Annotated in this window: 17 protein-coding genes and 1 pseudogene; 11 read left to right on the top strand and 7 right to left on the bottom strand. The window is 58.4% G+C overall.

Annotated features, from left to right (window positions below):
• Positions 1-99: 99 nt before the first annotated feature.
• From H8S56_RS17420 to H8S56_RS17385, 8 genes and pseudogenes are all read left to right on the top strand, one after another.
• Positions 100-327: pseudogene (locus tag H8S56_RS17420) on the top strand (hypothetical protein); the annotation flags it as partial.
• Between the two features lie 49 nt (positions 328-376).
• Positions 377-958, top strand: coding sequence for a hypothetical protein (locus H8S56_RS17415; protein ID WP_187519310.1), 582 nt, complete (start codon positions 377-379; stop codon positions 956-958).
• Positions 959-1,077: 119 nt separating this feature from the next.
• Complete coding sequence (gene tusD, locus H8S56_RS17410) at positions 1,078-1,470, top strand: sulfurtransferase complex subunit TusD (protein ID WP_187519309.1); 393 nt, start codon at positions 1,078-1,080, stop codon at positions 1,468-1,470.
• A gap of 1 nt (position 1,471) precedes the next feature.
• Positions 1,472-1,834 carry a sulfurtransferase complex subunit TusC gene (gene tusC / locus H8S56_RS17405; RefSeq protein WP_187519308.1) on the top strand — a complete coding sequence of 121 codons (363 nt, stop codon included), beginning with the start codon at positions 1,472-1,474 and terminating at the stop codon, positions 1,832-1,834.
• The gene (tusB, locus tag H8S56_RS17400; RefSeq protein ID WP_187519307.1) at positions 1,834-2,130 is read left to right on the top strand and encodes a sulfurtransferase complex subunit TusB; all 297 of its coding nucleotides are present in this window, start codon (positions 1,834-1,836) and stop codon (positions 2,128-2,130) included. The genes tusC and tusB overlap by 1 nt, the downstream gene beginning before the upstream one ends.
• On the top strand, positions 2,127-2,462 hold the full coding sequence (locus H8S56_RS17395; protein WP_187519306.1) for a TusE/DsrC/DsvC family sulfur relay protein: 336 nt from the start codon (positions 2,127-2,129) through the stop codon (positions 2,460-2,462). The genes tusB and H8S56_RS17395 overlap by 4 nt, the downstream gene beginning before the upstream one ends.
• Complete coding sequence (locus tag H8S56_RS17390; RefSeq protein ID WP_024685550.1) at positions 2,459-3,460, top strand: glycosyl transferase family protein; 1,002 nt, start codon at positions 2,459-2,461, stop codon at positions 3,458-3,460. The genes H8S56_RS17395 and H8S56_RS17390 overlap by 4 nt, the downstream gene beginning before the upstream one ends.
• A gap of 108 nt (positions 3,461-3,568) precedes the next feature.
• The gene (locus tag H8S56_RS17385) at positions 3,569-4,567 is read left to right on the top strand and encodes a glutathione S-transferase family protein (RefSeq protein WP_187519305.1); all 999 of its coding nucleotides are present in this window, start codon (positions 3,569-3,571) and stop codon (positions 4,565-4,567) included.
• 51 nt (positions 4,568-4,618) lie between these two features.
• Here H8S56_RS17385 and cysG read toward each other — a convergent pair whose 3' ends face one another.
• The 6 genes from cysG to ftsK form a co-directional block, all read right to left on the bottom strand.
• Positions 4,619-6,013: a siroheme synthase CysG gene (gene cysG / locus H8S56_RS17380; protein WP_187519304.1), complete on the bottom strand. Its 1,395-nt coding sequence runs from the start codon at positions 6,011-6,013 to the stop codon at positions 4,619-4,621.
• Positions 6,014-7,294, bottom strand: a complete 1,281-nt coding sequence (serS, locus tag H8S56_RS17375) for a serine--tRNA ligase (protein WP_024685547.1) — start codon at positions 7,292-7,294, stop codon at positions 6,014-6,016.
• Positions 7,295-7,310: 16 nt separating this feature from the next.
• Complete coding sequence (gene crcB, locus H8S56_RS17370) at positions 7,311-7,685, bottom strand: fluoride efflux transporter CrcB (RefSeq protein ID WP_024685546.1); 375 nt, start codon at positions 7,683-7,685, stop codon at positions 7,311-7,313.
• Positions 7,685-9,007, bottom strand: a complete 1,323-nt coding sequence (locus tag H8S56_RS17365; RefSeq protein WP_024685545.1) for a replication-associated recombination protein A — start codon at positions 9,005-9,007, stop codon at positions 7,685-7,687. The genes crcB and H8S56_RS17365 overlap by 1 nt, the downstream gene beginning before the upstream one ends.
• 19 nt (positions 9,008-9,026) lie before the next feature.
• Positions 9,027-9,650, bottom strand: coding sequence for an outer membrane lipoprotein chaperone LolA (lolA, locus tag H8S56_RS17360; protein WP_024685544.1), 624 nt, complete (start codon positions 9,648-9,650; stop codon positions 9,027-9,029).
• A gap of 76 nt (positions 9,651-9,726) precedes the next feature.
• Positions 9,727-12,126 carry a DNA translocase FtsK gene (ftsK, locus tag H8S56_RS17355; protein WP_024685543.1) on the bottom strand — a complete coding sequence of 800 codons (2,400 nt, stop codon included), beginning with the start codon at positions 12,124-12,126 and terminating at the stop codon, positions 9,727-9,729.
• A 479-nt stretch (positions 12,127-12,605) separates the two neighbouring features.
• On the opposite strand from ftsK, the gene aat reads away from it, so the two are divergent.
• The 3 genes from aat to infA all read left to right on the top strand — a co-directional run bounded on the left by aat (position 12,606) and on the right by infA (position 14,372).
• Positions 12,606-13,295 carry a leucyl/phenylalanyl-tRNA--protein transferase gene (gene aat, locus H8S56_RS17350; protein ID WP_024685542.1) on the top strand — a complete coding sequence of 230 codons (690 nt, stop codon included), beginning with the start codon at positions 12,606-12,608 and terminating at the stop codon, positions 13,293-13,295.
• Positions 13,296-13,344: 49 nt separating this feature from the next.
• On the top strand, positions 13,345-14,052 hold the full coding sequence (locus tag H8S56_RS17345) for an arginyltransferase (protein ID WP_024694507.1): 708 nt from the start codon (positions 13,345-13,347) through the stop codon (positions 14,050-14,052).
• Between the two features lie 101 nt (positions 14,053-14,153).
• On the top strand, positions 14,154-14,372 hold the full coding sequence (gene infA, locus H8S56_RS17340; protein ID WP_002553999.1) for a translation initiation factor IF-1: 219 nt from the start codon (positions 14,154-14,156) through the stop codon (positions 14,370-14,372).
• Positions 14,373-14,484: 112 nt separating this feature from the next.
• Here infA and clpA read toward each other — a convergent pair whose 3' ends face one another.
• Positions 14,485-16,758 (bottom strand): ATP-dependent Clp protease ATP-binding subunit ClpA, encoded by a 2,274-nt coding sequence (clpA, locus tag H8S56_RS17335; protein ID WP_187519303.1) that lies wholly within the window; start codon positions 16,756-16,758, stop codon positions 14,485-14,487.
• Positions 16,759-16,771: the final 13 nt, after the last annotated feature.

Genomic DNA, 16,771 nt, shown 5'->3' with positions numbered 1-16,771 from the left:
TGGACGGATGCCAGTTCGCTTTCCGGCCCCTGACGAGCGCCCGCGTCTGGCCCGCGCGGGCAATCGAGGAATTCACGCCACCAGACCGGTTCGATTCACGTGGGCGAGATTGCCCGGCTGGATCCGGACGACGTGGTGTCGCTGTTGAAGGATGTCAAAAACCCGATTCGGGAGAAATGGGATTGGGCGCTGCCTGTACCGTTGCTGCTCAAATCATTCGCGTCCAGTCAGTTGGACCTCAAAGGGGCCATTGAACTTGCCGGGATGTTATCGCTCTCTGATAGCAGCCTGGTGGTCAGCCCTGCTCTTGACCCGCCTTCACCCTGACGCCTTCTTTTGAACGGACTGTTCCAGATAACGACTGAGGATACCGGACATGTTGAAAAATCTTTTCGGCGCAAAACCACCTGAGCCTGCGGTGTTCGTGGTGCAACTCAACGCGCGCCTGCAACCGATACATCGTGGTGAGCTGTTCGAGGACCCTGCCGATGAAGTGCTCCGCAGCCACGGTCTGGGCGAAGTGTGCGGGGGCGGAACAGGCATGACACCCGAGGGAGAAGTCGCTTACTGCGACATTGAAGTCCTCTTGCACAAGCCAACTGCGCAGAACATCGAATTGCTGATCGGTGTCTTCGACTCGATGCAGGCACCAAAAGGCTCCAGCCTGAAACGCGATGGCGAGACCACGATGTTCGGTAATGCAGAGGGGGTGGGGCTCTACCTCAATGGGACGGATTTGCCTGACGAGGTCTATGCGCAGAACGACGTGAATGTCCTTTATGAGGACATCAGCCGCCTGATCCAGGGTAGCGGGCAAATCTACAGCTACTGGCAAGGGCCGACCGAAACGGCGCTGTACCTCTATGGGCCTTCATTTGAAGTCATGAAAGAGAAAATCAGTGACTATCTGGCGACCCAGCCGATGTGCGAAAAGTGTCGCATCGAACAGATCGCCTGACGCCATACACGCCGAGACACCAGGAATGACACCTGATCACAGCCCCTTTGTCTCGGCAAACTCACACCCCTGCCCTCGAATTCTTTATCATTGCGCATGTTTTGCTGGCAGAGCCGACAATGAAATTCGCCATCTCCCTATTTTCCGCAGGCCATGTGCCCTCTTCCCGGCGTGCGCTGCTGTTTGCGCAGGCGGTGCTGGCGGGCGGGCATGAGATTGTCCGGCTGTTCTTCTATCAGGATGGCGTCCACAGCGCGTCGGCCAATACCGTCATGCCTCAGGACGAACAGGACCTGCCAAGGCAATGGCGCGACTTCATTGTCGAGCACCAGCTGGACGGCGTGGTCTGTATCGCCGCCGCCTTGCGCCGTGGCGTGTTGAATCCGGAAGAGGCCGAACGTTATCAGCGCCCTGCGGCCAACCTGCTGGCGCCCTGGGAATTATCAGGGCTTGGGCAATTGCACGATGCTGTGCAATCGGCAGACCGCCTGATCTGTTTCGGAGGGCCTTGAAATGCCCAAATCACTATTGATTGTGAGTCGCCAGTCGCCCTGGTCCGGCCCCGGTGCTCGCGAAGCGCTGGATATCGTGCTGGCAGGCGGAGCGTTCGATCTGCCCGTCGGCCTGCTGTTTCTGGATGACGGCGTGTTGCAACTGTTGCCGCAACAAAATGCGCAAGCCCTGCAACAGAAAGACCTGAGCGCTAACCTTAAAGCACTGCCGATGTTCGGCGTCGAAGACCTTTATGCCTGCGCGCTCAGCCTCGCTGAACGCGGCATATCCCGCGATGATCTGGACGAAGACATCCAGTTGCTGACCGCCCAGCCCGAGCTTTCGGCGTTGTTCGAGCGCTATGACCAGGTGATTACACTCTGATGAGCACGTTGCACGTTATTTCCCACTCGCCCTTCACTGACAACCGGCTGGACAGCTGCCTGCGCCTGCTGGGCGACGACGACGGCATTCTGCTGTGTGGTGACGCTGCTTACGCGCTAATGCCGTCCAGCGCAGTGCTGGACAGGCTGCAACAGGCAAACCTTGAATCGCTTTACGTGCTCGATGAAGACCTTCTGGCGCGCAACCTTGAGTTACCTGCCGGAATCGTCAGCGTGGATTACGAGGGCTTCGTCGAGCTGTCGACCCGTTTTGACAAAGTGAACACCTGGCTATGAAACAATTGATGGTCGCCGACCGCATGCTGGAACTCGACAAGGACGGATTCCTGCAAGACCTCAATGACTGGTCCATGGACGTCGCGCATGCGCTGGCGGACGCAGAAGGCCTGACATTGACGGCCGAGCATGTCGAGGTTCTTGAACTGTTGCGCGCGTTCTATGCAGAGTTTCAGCTATCTCCCGCGACCCGCCCGCTGATCAAATACACCGCATTGAAACTGGGTGCCGAAAAAGGCAACAGCTTGCACCTCAATCGCCTGTTCAACGGCACTCCCGCCAAACTCGCCGCCAAGCTGGCGGGCCTGCCCAAACCGACCAATTGCATATGAATGACTACGCCCCACTTGTGACTGAAACCCCTGCAGAACACCCCTTCGCGCCGTTCGTGCGCATTCTGGGCAAGGGCAAGCGTGGCGCACGCAACCTGACGCGCGAAGAAGCGCGCGAGGCCATGGGCATGGTGCTCGATGAGAAGGTCGAGGACACCCAGCTTGGCGCCTTCCTGATGCTGCTACGTCATAAGGAAGAAAGCCCGGAGGAGCTGGCAGGTTTCACCGAAGCCGTACGCGAACGCCTCAACGCGCCGCCGATACAGATCGATATCGATTGGCCAACGTACGCAGGCAAGAAACGCCACCTGCCATGGTACTTGCTGGCTGCCAAATGCCTGTCCCAGAACGGCATCAAAATACTGCTGCACGGCGGCGGCGCCCACACCGCCGGGCGGCTGTACACCGAGCAACTGCTGGGCTTGCTGGACATTTCACTGTGCCGCAACTGGTCGTCAGTCGAAACGGCGATGGCACAGGGCAACCTGGCATTCATCCCGCTCGCTGACTGGGCGCCACAATTGCAACGCATGATCGACCTGCGTAACACGCTGGGTCTGCGCTCTCCCATCCATTCGCTGGCGCGCATTCTCAATCCGCTGCAAGCGCGCTGCGGTCTGCAAAGCATCTTCCATCCCGGCTATCAGAGCGTGCATCGCGACGCGAGCAGTCTTCTGGGCGACAACGCTATCGTAGTCAAGGGCGATGGCGGTGAGATCGAGATCAACCCGGACACCATCAGCCATCTGTACGGTACCACCGGCGGGCAGCCGTGGGATGAGGAATGGCCCGCCCTTTCCCCTCGTCGTCACGTCAAACCGGCCACGCTTGAGCCCGCGCAGCTGGTCGCTCTGTGGCGTGGCGAGCTTGAAGACAGCTATCCGCAACTGGCGCTGATCTCGACCATGGCGCTGGCATTGCGCGGTCTCGGTATGGCGCGTGATGAAGCGTTTGCGCAAGCCCAAATATTCTGGGAGCGTCGCGACAAGAATCTGTGACCGATCGGCTTTATCGATGATGATCGGTCACAATTTGCGCTTTTAGGTCGAACCGATGCCTCTAGACTGACCTCCAAATCTCACATATTCAGAAATGGGGAGTCAGACATGGGCCTTCTGGTCGAAGGACGCTGGCATGACCAGTGGTACGAAAGCAGTAAAGACGGTGCGTTTCAACGTGAAAATGCTCAGCGTCGTAGCTGGGTCACAGCCGACGGCACACCGGGACCGTCAGGCGAAGGCGGTTTCGTGGCGCAAGCAGGCCGCTACCATTTATATGTCTCCCTCGCCTGCCCATGGGCACACCGCACTCTGATTCTTCGCACGCTAAAAGGCCTGGAAAGTCTGATCGATGTCTCGATAGTCAGCTGGCTAATGCTGGAAAATGGCTGGACCTTCGATCAGCAAAAGGGCTCCAGCGGTGATGCCCTCGACAACCTCACCTTTCTGCATCAGCGCTATACCGCTGACGACCCTCACTACACAGGCCGGGTCACCGTGCCGGTATTGTGGGACAAACAGCAACAGCGCATCGTCAGCAACGAGTCGGCGGAGATCATCCGCATGTTCAACTCGGCGTTCGACGAACTGACCGGCAACCGCCTGGATTTCTACCCGTCAGCGCTGCAGGCGACCATCGACGAACTCAACGAACGCATCTATCCGGCGGTCAATAACGGCGTGTATCGCGCAGGCTTCGCGACCTCGCAGCAGGCTTATGAAGAAGCGTTCGACGATGTATTCGCCGAGCTGGACGAGCTGGAAAATCTGCTGGGAGAAAAGCGTTATCTGGCAGGCGAACACCTGACCGAAGCCGATGTGCGACTGTTCACGACCATCGTGCGCTTCGATGCGGTCTATTACAGCCATTTCAAATGCAACCAGCGACGAATCGCCGATTATCCGAACCTCAGCAATTGGTTGCGCGAAATGTACCAGTGGCCGGGGATCGCTGAAACCGTGAACTTTGAGCACATCAAGGGTCACTATTACGCGAGCCATCGCACGATCAACCCCACCGGGATCATCCCCAAAGGTCCGGCACTGAATCTTGAGGCCAGCCATGATCGCGAACGGCTGTCCGGCATGGGCGTCTGGAAAAAGTAAGGGAATGCAAAGAAAGACGGATAGCCCGAACGGGCTATCCGTTAACCGACATCAGACGCTTGCCTGATTGCCTTCAAACCAGGCCAGCTTTTCTCGCAACTGAACCACTTCGCCAATGATCACCAGCGTCGGCGCATGCACTTCATGCTCCGCGACCATTTGTGGCAGATTGGCCAGCGTACCCGTGAACACGCGCTGATTGGTCGTGGTGCCCTGCTGAACCAGTGCCGCTGGCGTATCTGCCGAACGACCATGCTTGATCAGTTGTTCGCAAATAACCGGCAAACCGATCAAACCCATATAAAACACCAGGGTTTGCGCTGGAGCTACCAGATCGGACCACGGCAGATCCGTCGTGCCATTCTTAAGGTGCCCGGTGATAAAACGTACCGATTGCGCATGATCGCGGTGAGTCAGCGGAATACCGGCGTACGCCGCGCAACCACTGGCGGCCGTGATACCTGGCACCACCTGAAACGGAATGCCATGCGCGGCCAGCTCTTCGATTTCCTCACCACCCCGGCCGAAGATAAACGGATCACCGCCTTTCAGGCGAACCACACGCTTACCTTGTTTGGCCAGGTCGACCAACTGTTTGTTGATCTGATCCTGAGGCACGGCGTGTTCGGAGCGACGCTTGCCGACGTAGACCCGCTCGGCATCGCGACGGCACAGATCAAGAATGGTCGGCGCCACCAGACGGTCATACAGCACCACATCCGCTTGCTGCATCAGGCGAAGTGCCTTGAACGTCAGCAGATCCGGATCGCCGGGACCAGCACCTACCAAATACACCTCTCCGGTTTCCGGTGGCGGTTCGCCTGCAATCTTGGCGATCAGCAGGCGCTCAGCCTCGGCACCCTGCCCGGCCAGCTGCCGATCGGCAATGGCACCCTGAAAAACATCTTCCCAGAAAGCACGACGCTGCTGCACGTTTGGAAACAGGCATTTGACCTGATGACGAAAGCGCGCCGCAAGGCCTGCCAATTGCCCGTAGGTTGACGGAATCCAGGTTTCCAGCTTCGCGCGGATCAGTCGCGCCAGTACGGGCGCATCGCCACCGCTGGACACGGCAATGACCAGCGGCGAGCGGTCGACGATGGCCGGGAAGATCACCGTGCACAGTGCAGGCGCATCCACCACGTTGACCGGCACACAACGTGACCGGGCATCCTCAGAGACCTGGGCGTTAAGCGGCTCGTCGTCGGTTGCAGCAATAATCAGCACGCAGCCTTCAAGATCATCTGCGTGGTAGCCACGCAGAATCAGCTCACCGCCGCTCTGGACAACAAGCTCGCGTAACTGACTCTCGATTTCCGGTGCGACGACCCGGATGACAGCGCCCGCCTCGAAGATCAGCCGGGATTTGCGCAAGGCAATCTCACCGCCGCCGACCACCAGCACTCGGCTGCCACGCAGGTTATGGAACAGCGGCAGGAATTCCATTTAACCGATGACCTCAAGGCCGCCCATGTAGGGCTTGAGAACTTCCGGCACACGAATCGAACCGTCTGCCTGCTGGTAGTTCTCCAGAACCGCTACCAGCGTACGACCCACTGCCAGCCCGGAACCGTTCAGCGTGTGCACCAGCTCCGGCTTGCCCGTTTCCGGGTTGCGCCAGCGAGCCTGCATGCGACGCGCCTGGAAATCCCCGCAGTTGGAGCACGAAGAGATTTCACGGTACTTGTCCTGGCTCGGAATCCAGACTTCAAGGTCGTAGGTCTTCACGGCACTGAAACCCATGTCGCCGGTGCACAAGGCCAGTTTGCGATAAGGCAGCTCAAGCAATTGCAGAACACGTTCGGCGTTGCCGGTCAGCGATTCGAGCGCGGCCATGGACTCATCCGGCGCGACGATCTGCACCATCTCGACCTTGTCGAATTGATGCTGGCGAATCATGCCACGGGTGTCACGACCCGATGCGCCCGCTTCACTGCGGAAGCACGGCGTGTGGGCGACGAACTTCAAAGGCAGCTGTTTGGCGTCCAGAATCTCGCCGGACACGATGTTGGTCAGCGACACTTCAGCGGTCGGGATCAAATACAGATCCGCTTCGCCTTCGCGGGAAATCTTGAACAGGTCTTCTTCGAACTTCGGCAACTGACCGGTGCCCTGCAAGGCAGGTGCCTGGACCAGATAAGGCGTGTAAGCCTCTTCGTAGCCATGCTCGTTGATGTGCAGGTTGATCATGAACTGCGCCAGAGCGCGGTGCAGGCGCGCGATAGGACCACGCAGCAGCGCAAAACGCGCACCGGACAGCTTGGCGGCGGTTTCAAAATCCAGCCAGCCGTACTGTTCGCCCAGCGCAACGTGGTCCTTGACCTCGAAATCGAAGCGGGTCGGCGTGCCCCAGGTGCTCACCTCGACGTTGCCCTCTTCATCGGCACCAACGGGCACCGATTCGTGCGGCAGGTTCGGGATATTGAGCACCAGAGCGTCGAGCTCGGCCTGAATGCCGTCCAGCTCGACCTTGCCCTCACTGAGTTCGTTGCCCATGCGCTCGACGTCGGCCATCAACGGCGCAATGTCTTCGCCGCGTTGCTTGGCCTGACCGATGGACTTGGAACGGGCGTTACGCTCGGCCTGCAACTGTTCGGTGCGGGTCTGCACAACCTTGCGCTGGGCTTCCAGCGCTTCAATACGGGCCACGTCCAGTGTAAAACCACGGGAAGCCAGGCGATCCGCTACGTCCTGAAGTTGAGTACGTAACAGTTTGGAATCGAGCATATCGTTCTCTCGTCTATCAAAGTCTGGTCAGGGACAGGCCAACCCAGGTTGCGAGCAGCCCGCCGAACACGCTGATACCGGCATAGCCCAGGGCCAGTGGCAGTTGCCCGCTTTCCAGCAGGCGCAGCGTATCCAGTGAAAAGGATGAAAAGGTCGTCAGACCCCCTACAAAGCCGACGATCAGGCCGGCCCGAATTTCGATGGGCACTTCAGGACGCAGCAGAAACAGACCGTACAGCACGCCTATGATCAGGCATCCGACGATATTGACTGCCAGCGTCGCGGTGTAGAAATACCGCGGCCAGTTAGCACTGACCCATGTGCCTGCGGCAAAGCGCAATAATGTACCAGCGATACCGGCAATCGACACCGCAAGAATGGTCTGAATCACTACTTTCTCCGCTTGCGAGGGCTTGCTTCGTCCAGGGCGCTCAGATGCCTGAGTTTTTCGCCGATCTTGAGTTCCAGGCCGCGAGGCACCGGCTGGTAATACTGACGCGGTTCCAGCTCATCGGGGAAGTAGTCTTCGCCGGCAGCATACGCATCCGGTTCGTCGTGGGCGTAACGATATTCTTCACCGTAGCCGAGCTGTTTCATCAGCTTGGTCGGCGCATTGCGCAGATGCAACGGCACCTCGAGCGAACCGTGTTCAGAGGCTTCGCGCATGGCGGCCTTGAACGCCGTATACACCGCGTTGCTCTTCGCAGCACAGGCCAGATAGACAATCGCCTGAGCAACCGCCAACTCGCCTTCCGGACTGCCAAGGCGCTCCTGCACGTCCCACGCGGACATGCACAGAGGCAAAGCGCGGGGATCGGCATTACCAATGTCTTCACTGGCCATACGCACTACACGACGCGCCAGGTAAAGCGGGTCACAACCACCATCGATCATGCGGGCGAACCAGTACAACGCTGCATCCGGGTTGGAACCGCGAATCGATTTGTGCAGCGCCGATATCTGGTCATAGAACGCTTCGCCGCCCTTGTCGAAACGACGCCGACTGTCACCCAGCAGGCTTTGCAGCAGTTCGGTGCCGATCTCGCTGCCATCTTCTGCCAGATCGGAAGCGTTTTCGAGCAGGTTGAGCATGCGCCGACCGTCGCCGTCAGCCGCCGCCATCAGAATGGCAAAGCCTTCATCGCTCAGGGTCAGTTGACGTTGACCAAGGCCGCGATCCTCTGTCAACGCACGATGCACCAGCTTGCGCAGCGCGGTTTCGTCCAGACTCTTGAGCACGTAGACACGCGCCCGTGACAGCAACGCGTTGTTGAGCTCGAACGATGGGTTCTCGGTGGTCGCACCGATGAAAATCAGTGTGCCGTCTTCAACGTACGGCAGGAACGCATCCTGCTGCGATTTGTTGAAACGATGCACCTCGTCAACGAACAGGATCGTGCGCCGACCGTATTGACCGGCCTGTTGCTTGGCGACCTCGACGGCCTGGCGAATTTCCTTCACACCGGCCAGCACGGCCGACACCGTTTCAAAGTGTGCGTCCGAAACCTTGGCCAGCAGCCGGGCGAGCGTCGTCTTGCCGACGCCGGGCGGCCCCCAGAAGATCATGGAATGCAGAGCGCCCTGCTCCAGCGCCTCACGCAGCGGCTTGCCATGAGCCAACACGTGCTCCTGACCGACATACTCATCCAGGTTGGTCGCACGCAGGCGGGCTGCCAGTGGCTGGGCAATAGGTTCGCGGCTAAACAGGTCCATGGTCAGGAATCAGGCCTTCTTACTCTTGAATGACATCAGCACCCTTGGGTATCTGGAACTGAAACTTGCTGGCGGCAATCGACTCATTGGCCTTGACGCCAGTGAACAGGATATTGGTTCGCTGGCCCACGCTGTCGATCAATTGCATATCGTTGATGATGCCATTACGAAACGACAGACGCAGGCTATCGAACAGCGTGTCCTTGGTCTTGGGCTTGAGCACGAAGTCGATCACGCCACCGGCTTCCTTGGCGGTGATATCGAAGCTTTCGCTGATTTTCGACACATCACCGGACAGCAGCAGCGCCGGCGTCTGGGTCAGGCGCTGATCCAGGGTCTTGATAGTGACCTGCTCAAGATCCGGGTCCCAGAGCGAAACCTTCTTGCCATCCGACACCATCAGCTGTTCCTGAGGCGCGTCGGTATGCCAGTTGAACAGGCCAGGACGCTGCAGCGCCATCTCGCCGGTTGTTTCCTGCAACTGGGTGCCACTGCCATCCAGCGTCAACTGGGAAAAGCGTGCCGTCAGCGTACGGGAATTTTCCAGCAACTGAGTCAGGCGTGCCACATCCTTGCTGTCGGCATGGGCGGGAATCACGGAAAAGGTCAGAGCGGTTGCCAACAGGATGCGGATAAGACGCATGGAATTCCTCTTTGCAGTCATTGGATGGAACGACAGCGAGCAGAACCCGCTGTCGATGCAGTCTGTAACGTTTTAATCAGTCGCGCATGGGGCCGGGAGCGATGACCTCGCGCGAGCCATTGGTGTTCATGGAGGTCACGACACCGGCCATTTCCATCGCCTCGATCATGCGGGCAGCGCGGTTGTAGCCGATCTTGAGCTTGCGCTGCACAGCGGAGATCGATGCACGGCGGCTTTCGAGAACGAATTTGACGGCCTCGTCGTAAAGCGCATCACTTTCGCTGTCTTCACTATCACCACCACCGCCTTCAAAACCACTGCCCGCCTCTTCGACACCCGCCAGAATGTCGTCGTTGTAGTCCGGCGTGCCGCGCAGTTTCCATGCTTCTACCACGCGGTGCACTTCCTCGTCGGAAACGAAAGCACCGTGCACACGAATCGGCAGGCTGGTGCCGGGTGGCATGTAGAGCATGTCGCCGTGGCCCAACAGTTGCTCGGCACCACCCTGGTCGATGATGGTCCGCGAATCGATCTTGCTCGATACCTGAAACGCCATGCGTGTCGGAATGTTGGCCTTGATCAGGCCAGTGATCACGTCCACCGACGGCCGCTGGGTCGCGAGGATCAGGTGAATACCGGCAGCACGTGCTTTCTGGGCAATACGGGCGATGAGTTCTTCGACCTTCTTGCCGACGATCATCATCATGTCCGCGAACTCGTCCACCACCACCACGATGGTTGGCAACTTGGTCAGCAGCGGCGCTTCGTCATGAATGCTCTCGCGCTTGTACAGCGGATCCGCCAAAGGCTCTCCGGCATCCTGAGCATCCTTGACCTTCTGGTTGAAGCCCGACAGGTTACGCACGCCCATCTTGGCCATCAACTTGTAGCGACGCTCCATCTCCGCGACGCTCCAGCGCAAGGCGTTGGCAGCGTCCTTCATGTCGGTCACCACCGGACAGAGCAGATGTGGAATACCTTCGTAGATCGACAATTCAAGCATCTTCGGGTCGATCATGATCAGCTTGGCGTCGTCCGGACCGGACTTGAACAGGATCGAAAGGATCATCGCGTTCACGCCCACCGACTTACCGGAACCTGTAGTACCCGCCACGAGCAGGTGCGGCATCTTCGCCAGATCGGTGATGACCGGCTTGCCGCCAATATCATGGCCGAGCGCCAGCGTCACAGGAGACTTGGCGTTGTCGTATTCAGGCGTGGACAGCACTTCCGAGAAACGCACGATCTGGCGGTCCTCGTTGGGAATCTCGATGCCGACCGTGGTCTTGCCTGGAATCACTTCGACCACTCGTACGCTGGTCACGGCCAGCGAGCGCGCAAGGTCCTTGGCCAGGTTGGAGATACGACTGACCTTGACGCCAGCGGCTGGCTGGATCTCGTAACGCGTAATCACCGGCCCCGGATGGATGGAATCCACCGACACTTCGACGCCAAATTCCTTGAGCTTGATTTCCAGCAGATGCCCGACAGCCGCCAGCGACTCAGGCGAGTAATTGAGCTGCTTCTTTTCTGCCGGATCGAGAATTGAAATAGGCGGCAATGTGCCTTCCACCGCGCTGTCGACGAACAACGGCGCCTGCTTTTCCTTCTGCACACGCTTGCTTGGCTCAGGTGGACGAGACGGCGCAGGAGCGATCACCGCAGGCACATGCTTTTCGCGCTCGGTCATGTGCTTGCTCAGGGACTCCTCGCGCTCGATCAGACGCTCGCGGGCCTTGGCCTGCTCGCGGCGGTCGGGGGCCACGGGTGCAACAACATCGTTGACCCGCATATCGACTTCGCGCAGTTGCGCCACCATCTGCTTGCGCTCGGCACGTGCCGTCCACCAGCGATTGGCCGCGCCCTGGAACAGCTCGAACAGGTCCAGCGTGATCTTGCCGGTCACGTCCATGACCTTGAACCAGGAGAGGTCAGTGAACACGGTAAGACCGAACAGGAACAGGGCAATGAACAGCAAGGTGCTGCCCTGGATATTCAGTGCCTTCTTGGCCAGATCGCCCAGCACCTCGCCGAGCACACCACCTGCGGAACCCGGGAAACCTGCCGAAAAATGGAAATGGATGTGCGCCAGCGCCGCACCCGCCAGCACCAGGAAAACCAGTCCGATCAGGCGCCAGGAAAACAGCCAGCCGCTCCACTGCCACGGTTCGTGACGATGGCGAAAGACCTGCCAGGCCTTGATCGCCAGCAGCAACGGAAAAATATAAGCAAAGTAGCCCAGCACCATGAACAGGATGTCAGCACAGAACGCCCCGGCACGACCGGCAGCGTTCTGGACCTGCGAGGCGCTGCTGGTATGGCTCCAGCCGGGATCGCTCTGATCGTAGGTCAACAGCGCCATCATCAGGTACAGGCACAGGGCACCAAAGGCGATCAGGGCGCCTTCTTTGAGTCGATAATGTAATTGCTGCCGCCAAAGCGGAACAGCGCTGGGTGCTGGTGTGGATTTCTTCAAAACGCTTTATTTCCTGCGCTGGAGCGCGAACATCTCGTTGATTGACTTTGAACAACTGCGCAAAGGTAACGGCTGGGCCTTGGTGAGCAAAGGCTGGCAGCTATCTGGAACGCCTGATTGAAAGCCGTTTGATGATAATGCGCAATATCGGCATTGTACGGCCTTGAGAGCCGCAAGGTCTGTACGAAAACTCTCTGAACCGGTTTCACACCGCACAATAACCTTGCGCAGACGCCGATAATTTTCAAGCATTGCTGATCACGTTCAATTTGAGCATGCATTCTGTTGTGTGACAAAGGCTTATGACATGATTCAAACAACCGGGTACAACCCGATGTTCCAAAACCGCCCTTCGCATGCGCGCCCTATCGAACACCACAGGTACGTACCATCATGACGATCGCTTGTGACCGCATTTGCCGCCCAGAGTTGCACGCATGCCAGACGTGCGCCCTCCCCTTCCGCAAAGCCGTGATGCCATGCTGACCTGGCTGCAACGCAACAGCCTCGACTTCCCACCACTGGACAAAGCGCTGCGCGAGCCCAACGGCTTGCTGGCGGCGGGCGGCGACCTGTCCGCCGACCGACTGATCCGTGCCTATCGCCACGGTTGCTTTCCATGGTTCCAAGAGGGCCAGCCGATCCTGTGGTGGTCGCCGGACCCGCGCACCGTTCTGCTGCCAGAGGAGCTGCATGTGTCGCGCAGCCTGAGCAAAACCTTACGCCAGGCTCGTTATACCGTGACGTTCGACAAGGATTTTGCGGCGGTCATACAGGCCTGCGCGGCACCGCGCAGCTACGCCAACGAAACCTGGATCACGACGTCGATGCAGGACGCCTACCTTGAACTTCATCGGCGCGGCCATGCGCACAGCGTAGAGGTCTGGGAGGGAGAATCATTGGTGGGCGGACTGTACGGCCTGGCAATGGGGCAACTGTTCTTCGGGGAATCCATGTTCAGCCGTGCAGACAACGCCTCGAAGGTCGGATTCGCCACACTGGTCGAACGCCTGCAGGCCTGGGGATTCGTTCTGATCGACTGCCAGATGCCCACTGAGCACCTGCACAGCTTCGGAGCACGCTCTATTCCCCGCCAGATGTTTGCCGACTACCTGAACAGGCACCTGGATAGCCCGACTAACGCCGACTGGTTGCCTAGGCGAGTTTGACAGGCTGGCATACACTCATACCTATGGATTTTCTGACAAGGGGGCGATCATGACCGAGCTGGCGCGGCTTAAGTTTTATGCCACTCAACCCCATACCTGCAGTTACCTGCCTGAAGAGCAGGCGACTACCCTGTTTCTGGATCCCAGCCAACCCATGGACGTGCAGGTTTACGCAGACCTGTCGGACATGGGCTTTCGGCGCAGCGGCGATCACCTGTACCGTCCTCATTGTCAGAATTGCAGCGCCTGCGTGCCTGCGCGTATTCCCGTGAACCTTTTTGTACCCGACAGACAGCAAAAGCGGATTCTCAAGCGCAACGCTGACATTCAGGTACGCAGCACCAAGCCGGCCTTCACTCAGGAATATTTCGAGCTTTACAGGCGTTATATCGAAGAGCGGCACGCGGATGGGGACATGTTTCCACCCAGTCGCGACCAGTTTTCGACATTTCTGGTACGCGATCTGCCATTTTCGCGTTTTTACGAATTTCGCGTCGATGAGCGCCTGCTGGCAGTCGCTGTCACCGACCTGCTGCCCAACGGCCTTTCTGCGGTCTATACCTTTTACGAACCGGACGAGGAGCGCCGCAGTCTGGGGCGATACGCAATCTTGTGGCAGATCGCCGAAGCCGCCAGACTTCAGATGCACGCGGTGTATCTGGGGTACTGGATAAAGAACTGCAAAAAGATGAATTACAAGACCCAATATCGCCCTATCGAGCTGCTGACCAATCAAAGATGGGTCACTCTGTATTGAACCCCTTGGCTTAAACAGGTTTTTTCGGGCACAATGCACGCCGCTTTTGCCTGGCGCCACTTGCACCGGGCCACTCATTTGTATACCGAGGGCTTTACTGCATGTCGAAAGAAGACAGCTTCGAAATGGAAGGCACTGTCGTCGACACCCTGCCCAACACCATGTTTCGCGTGGAGTTGGAAAACGGGCACGTCGTAACCGCGCATATCTCCGGCAAGATGCGCAAGAACTACATCCGTATTCTGACCGGTGACAAGGTGCGTGTAGAGTTGACGCCCTATGACTTGAGTAAAGGGCGTATCACCTACCGCGCTCGTTAATCAGGCATCAACAAAAACGCCCGGCACATGCCGGGCGTTTTTGTTTGTGCAGGATACTCAGCACGCTCAGGCGCTGCGGCCGTTCCCGGACGCAGCGCCCTCTACAACTACATCACGCCATTTCTGCCGTGGTTTCGAAGTCGAACGTGATCTCGCCATCCTTGATGTCGATATGAACCACGCCACCGTGCTCCGACAATTCGCCGAACAGGATCTCTTCGGCCAGCGGCCGTTTGATCTTGTCCTGAATCAGGCGCGCCATCGGACGGGCTCCCATCGCCGCATCGTAGCCGCCCTGCGCCAGCCAGCTTCTGGCCGCGTCGGAGACTTCGAGCAGAACACGCTTGTCTTCCAGTTGCGCCTGAAGCTCGGTGAGGAACTTGTCGACCACGCTCTTGATGACTTCGTGGCTGAGACGGCCAAACTGGATGATGGTGTCCAGGCGGTTGCGGAACTCCGGCGTGAAGCTCTTCTTGATCACTTCCATCGCATCGGACGAGTGATCCTGATGCGTGAAGCCGATCGAAGCCCGCGCCGCCGATTCAGCACCGGCGTTGGTGGTCATGATCACAATGACGTTGCGGAAGTCCGCCTTGCGTCCGTTGTTATCAGTCAGCGTACCGTGGTCCATCACCTGCAACAGCAGGTTGAACACTTCAGGGTGCGCCTTCTCGATTTCATCGAGCAGCAACACACAATGTGGCTGACGGGTGATGGCTTCGGTCAGCAACCCGCCCTGATCGAAACCTACATAGCCTGGAGGCGCACCGATAAGACGTGAAACGGTATGCCGCTCCATGTACTCGGACATATCGAAACGAATCAGTTCGACGCCCAGCGCCTTGGCCAGCTGACGAGCTGCTTCGGTCTTGCCGACACCGGTCGGGCCTGCAAACAGGAACGATCCGACTGGCTTGTCCGGCGACTTGAGGCCAGCGCGGGACAGCTTGATCGCGGTGGACAGCGAATCGATCGCTGCATCCTGACCGAACACCGTGAGCTTGAGGTCGCGCTCCAGGTTACGCAGCAGCTCCTTGTCGGAACTGTTGACGTGTTTCGGGGGAATACGCGCGATCCTGGCGACGATGTCCTCGACGTGACGCACTTCAATACGCTTCACGCGCTGCTCGACCGGCTGCAGGCGCTGGTAGGCACCCGCCTCGTCAATCACGTCAATCGCCTTGTCTGGCATGTGGCGATCATTGATGTAGCGCGATGCAAGCTCGGCAGCGGCACGCAACGCCTCATCGCTGTACTCGATACTGTGATGCTGTTCGAAACGCCCCTTGAGCCCTCTCAGGATGCCAATGGTGTCTTCAACCGAAGGCTCGGACACATCGACTTTCTGGAAACGACGAGCCAGCGCCCGATCCTTCTCGAAAATGCCGCGAAATTCCTGGAAGGTGGTCGAACCGATGCAACGGATATCACCCGAAGACAACAGCGGCTTGAGCAGATTCGACGCATCCATGACGCCACCGGACGCCGCGCCGGCACCAATGATCGTGTGGATTTCGTCGATGAACAGAATGGCGTGAGGACGTTTGCGCAGCTCATTGAGCAACGCCTTGAAACGCTTCTCGAAATCGCCGCGATATTTCGTGCCAGCCAGCAACGCACCCAGATCAAGTGAGTACACCACGCTGCTCGCCAACAGATCAGGAACCTGATTGTCGACAATACGCTTGGCCAGACCTTCGGCAATGGCCGTCTTGCCGACGCCCGCCTCTCCGACCAGCAAAGGGTTGTTCTTGCGACGACGCGCCAGAATCTGCGCAACGCGCTCGACTTCCGTCTCACGTCCCACCAGTGGATCAATGCGCCCCTGCCGCGCCAATTCGTTCAGATTGCTGGCATAGGCATCCAGAGGATTGCCAGAGGAAGATGCTTCACCACCCTCGTCGTCCTGCATATCTTGTTCACCTTCAGAAGAGTGTTCGCCATGCCCTGGGACCTTGGAAATACCATGGGCGATGTAATTGACGACATCAATCCGGGCAACGCTCTGCTGCTTGAGCAGAAACACAGCCTGGCTTTCCTGCTCACTGAAAATCGCGACCAGTACGTTGGCGCCGGTCACTTCACGCTTGCCGGAGCTCTGAACATGGAAGACTGCACGTTGCAGTACGCGCTGAAAACCTAGCGTGGGCTGGGTTTCACGGTCCTCGTCATGGACGGGGATCAGCGGTGTGGTGGAGTCGATAAACTCCTGCAGATCATGCTTGAGTTTATCGAGGTTTGCGCCGCAGGCACGCAAGACAGTGGCTGCAGCCTCGTTATCCAATAAAGCCAGCAGGAGGTGCTCGACCGTCATGAACTCATGACGTTTTGAACGAGCTTCCTTGAAGGCCAGATTGAGGGTGACTTCGAGCTCACGGTTTAACATAGCTTCACCTCAT

The sequence above is a fragment of the Pseudomonas triticifolii genome (assembly GCF_014358015.1).
In the GTDB taxonomy this organism is placed as follows: domain Bacteria; phylum Pseudomonadota; class Gammaproteobacteria; order Pseudomonadales; family Pseudomonadaceae; genus Aquipseudomonas; species Aquipseudomonas triticifolii.
This window is presented reverse-complemented; position numbering and strand designations above follow the sequence as displayed.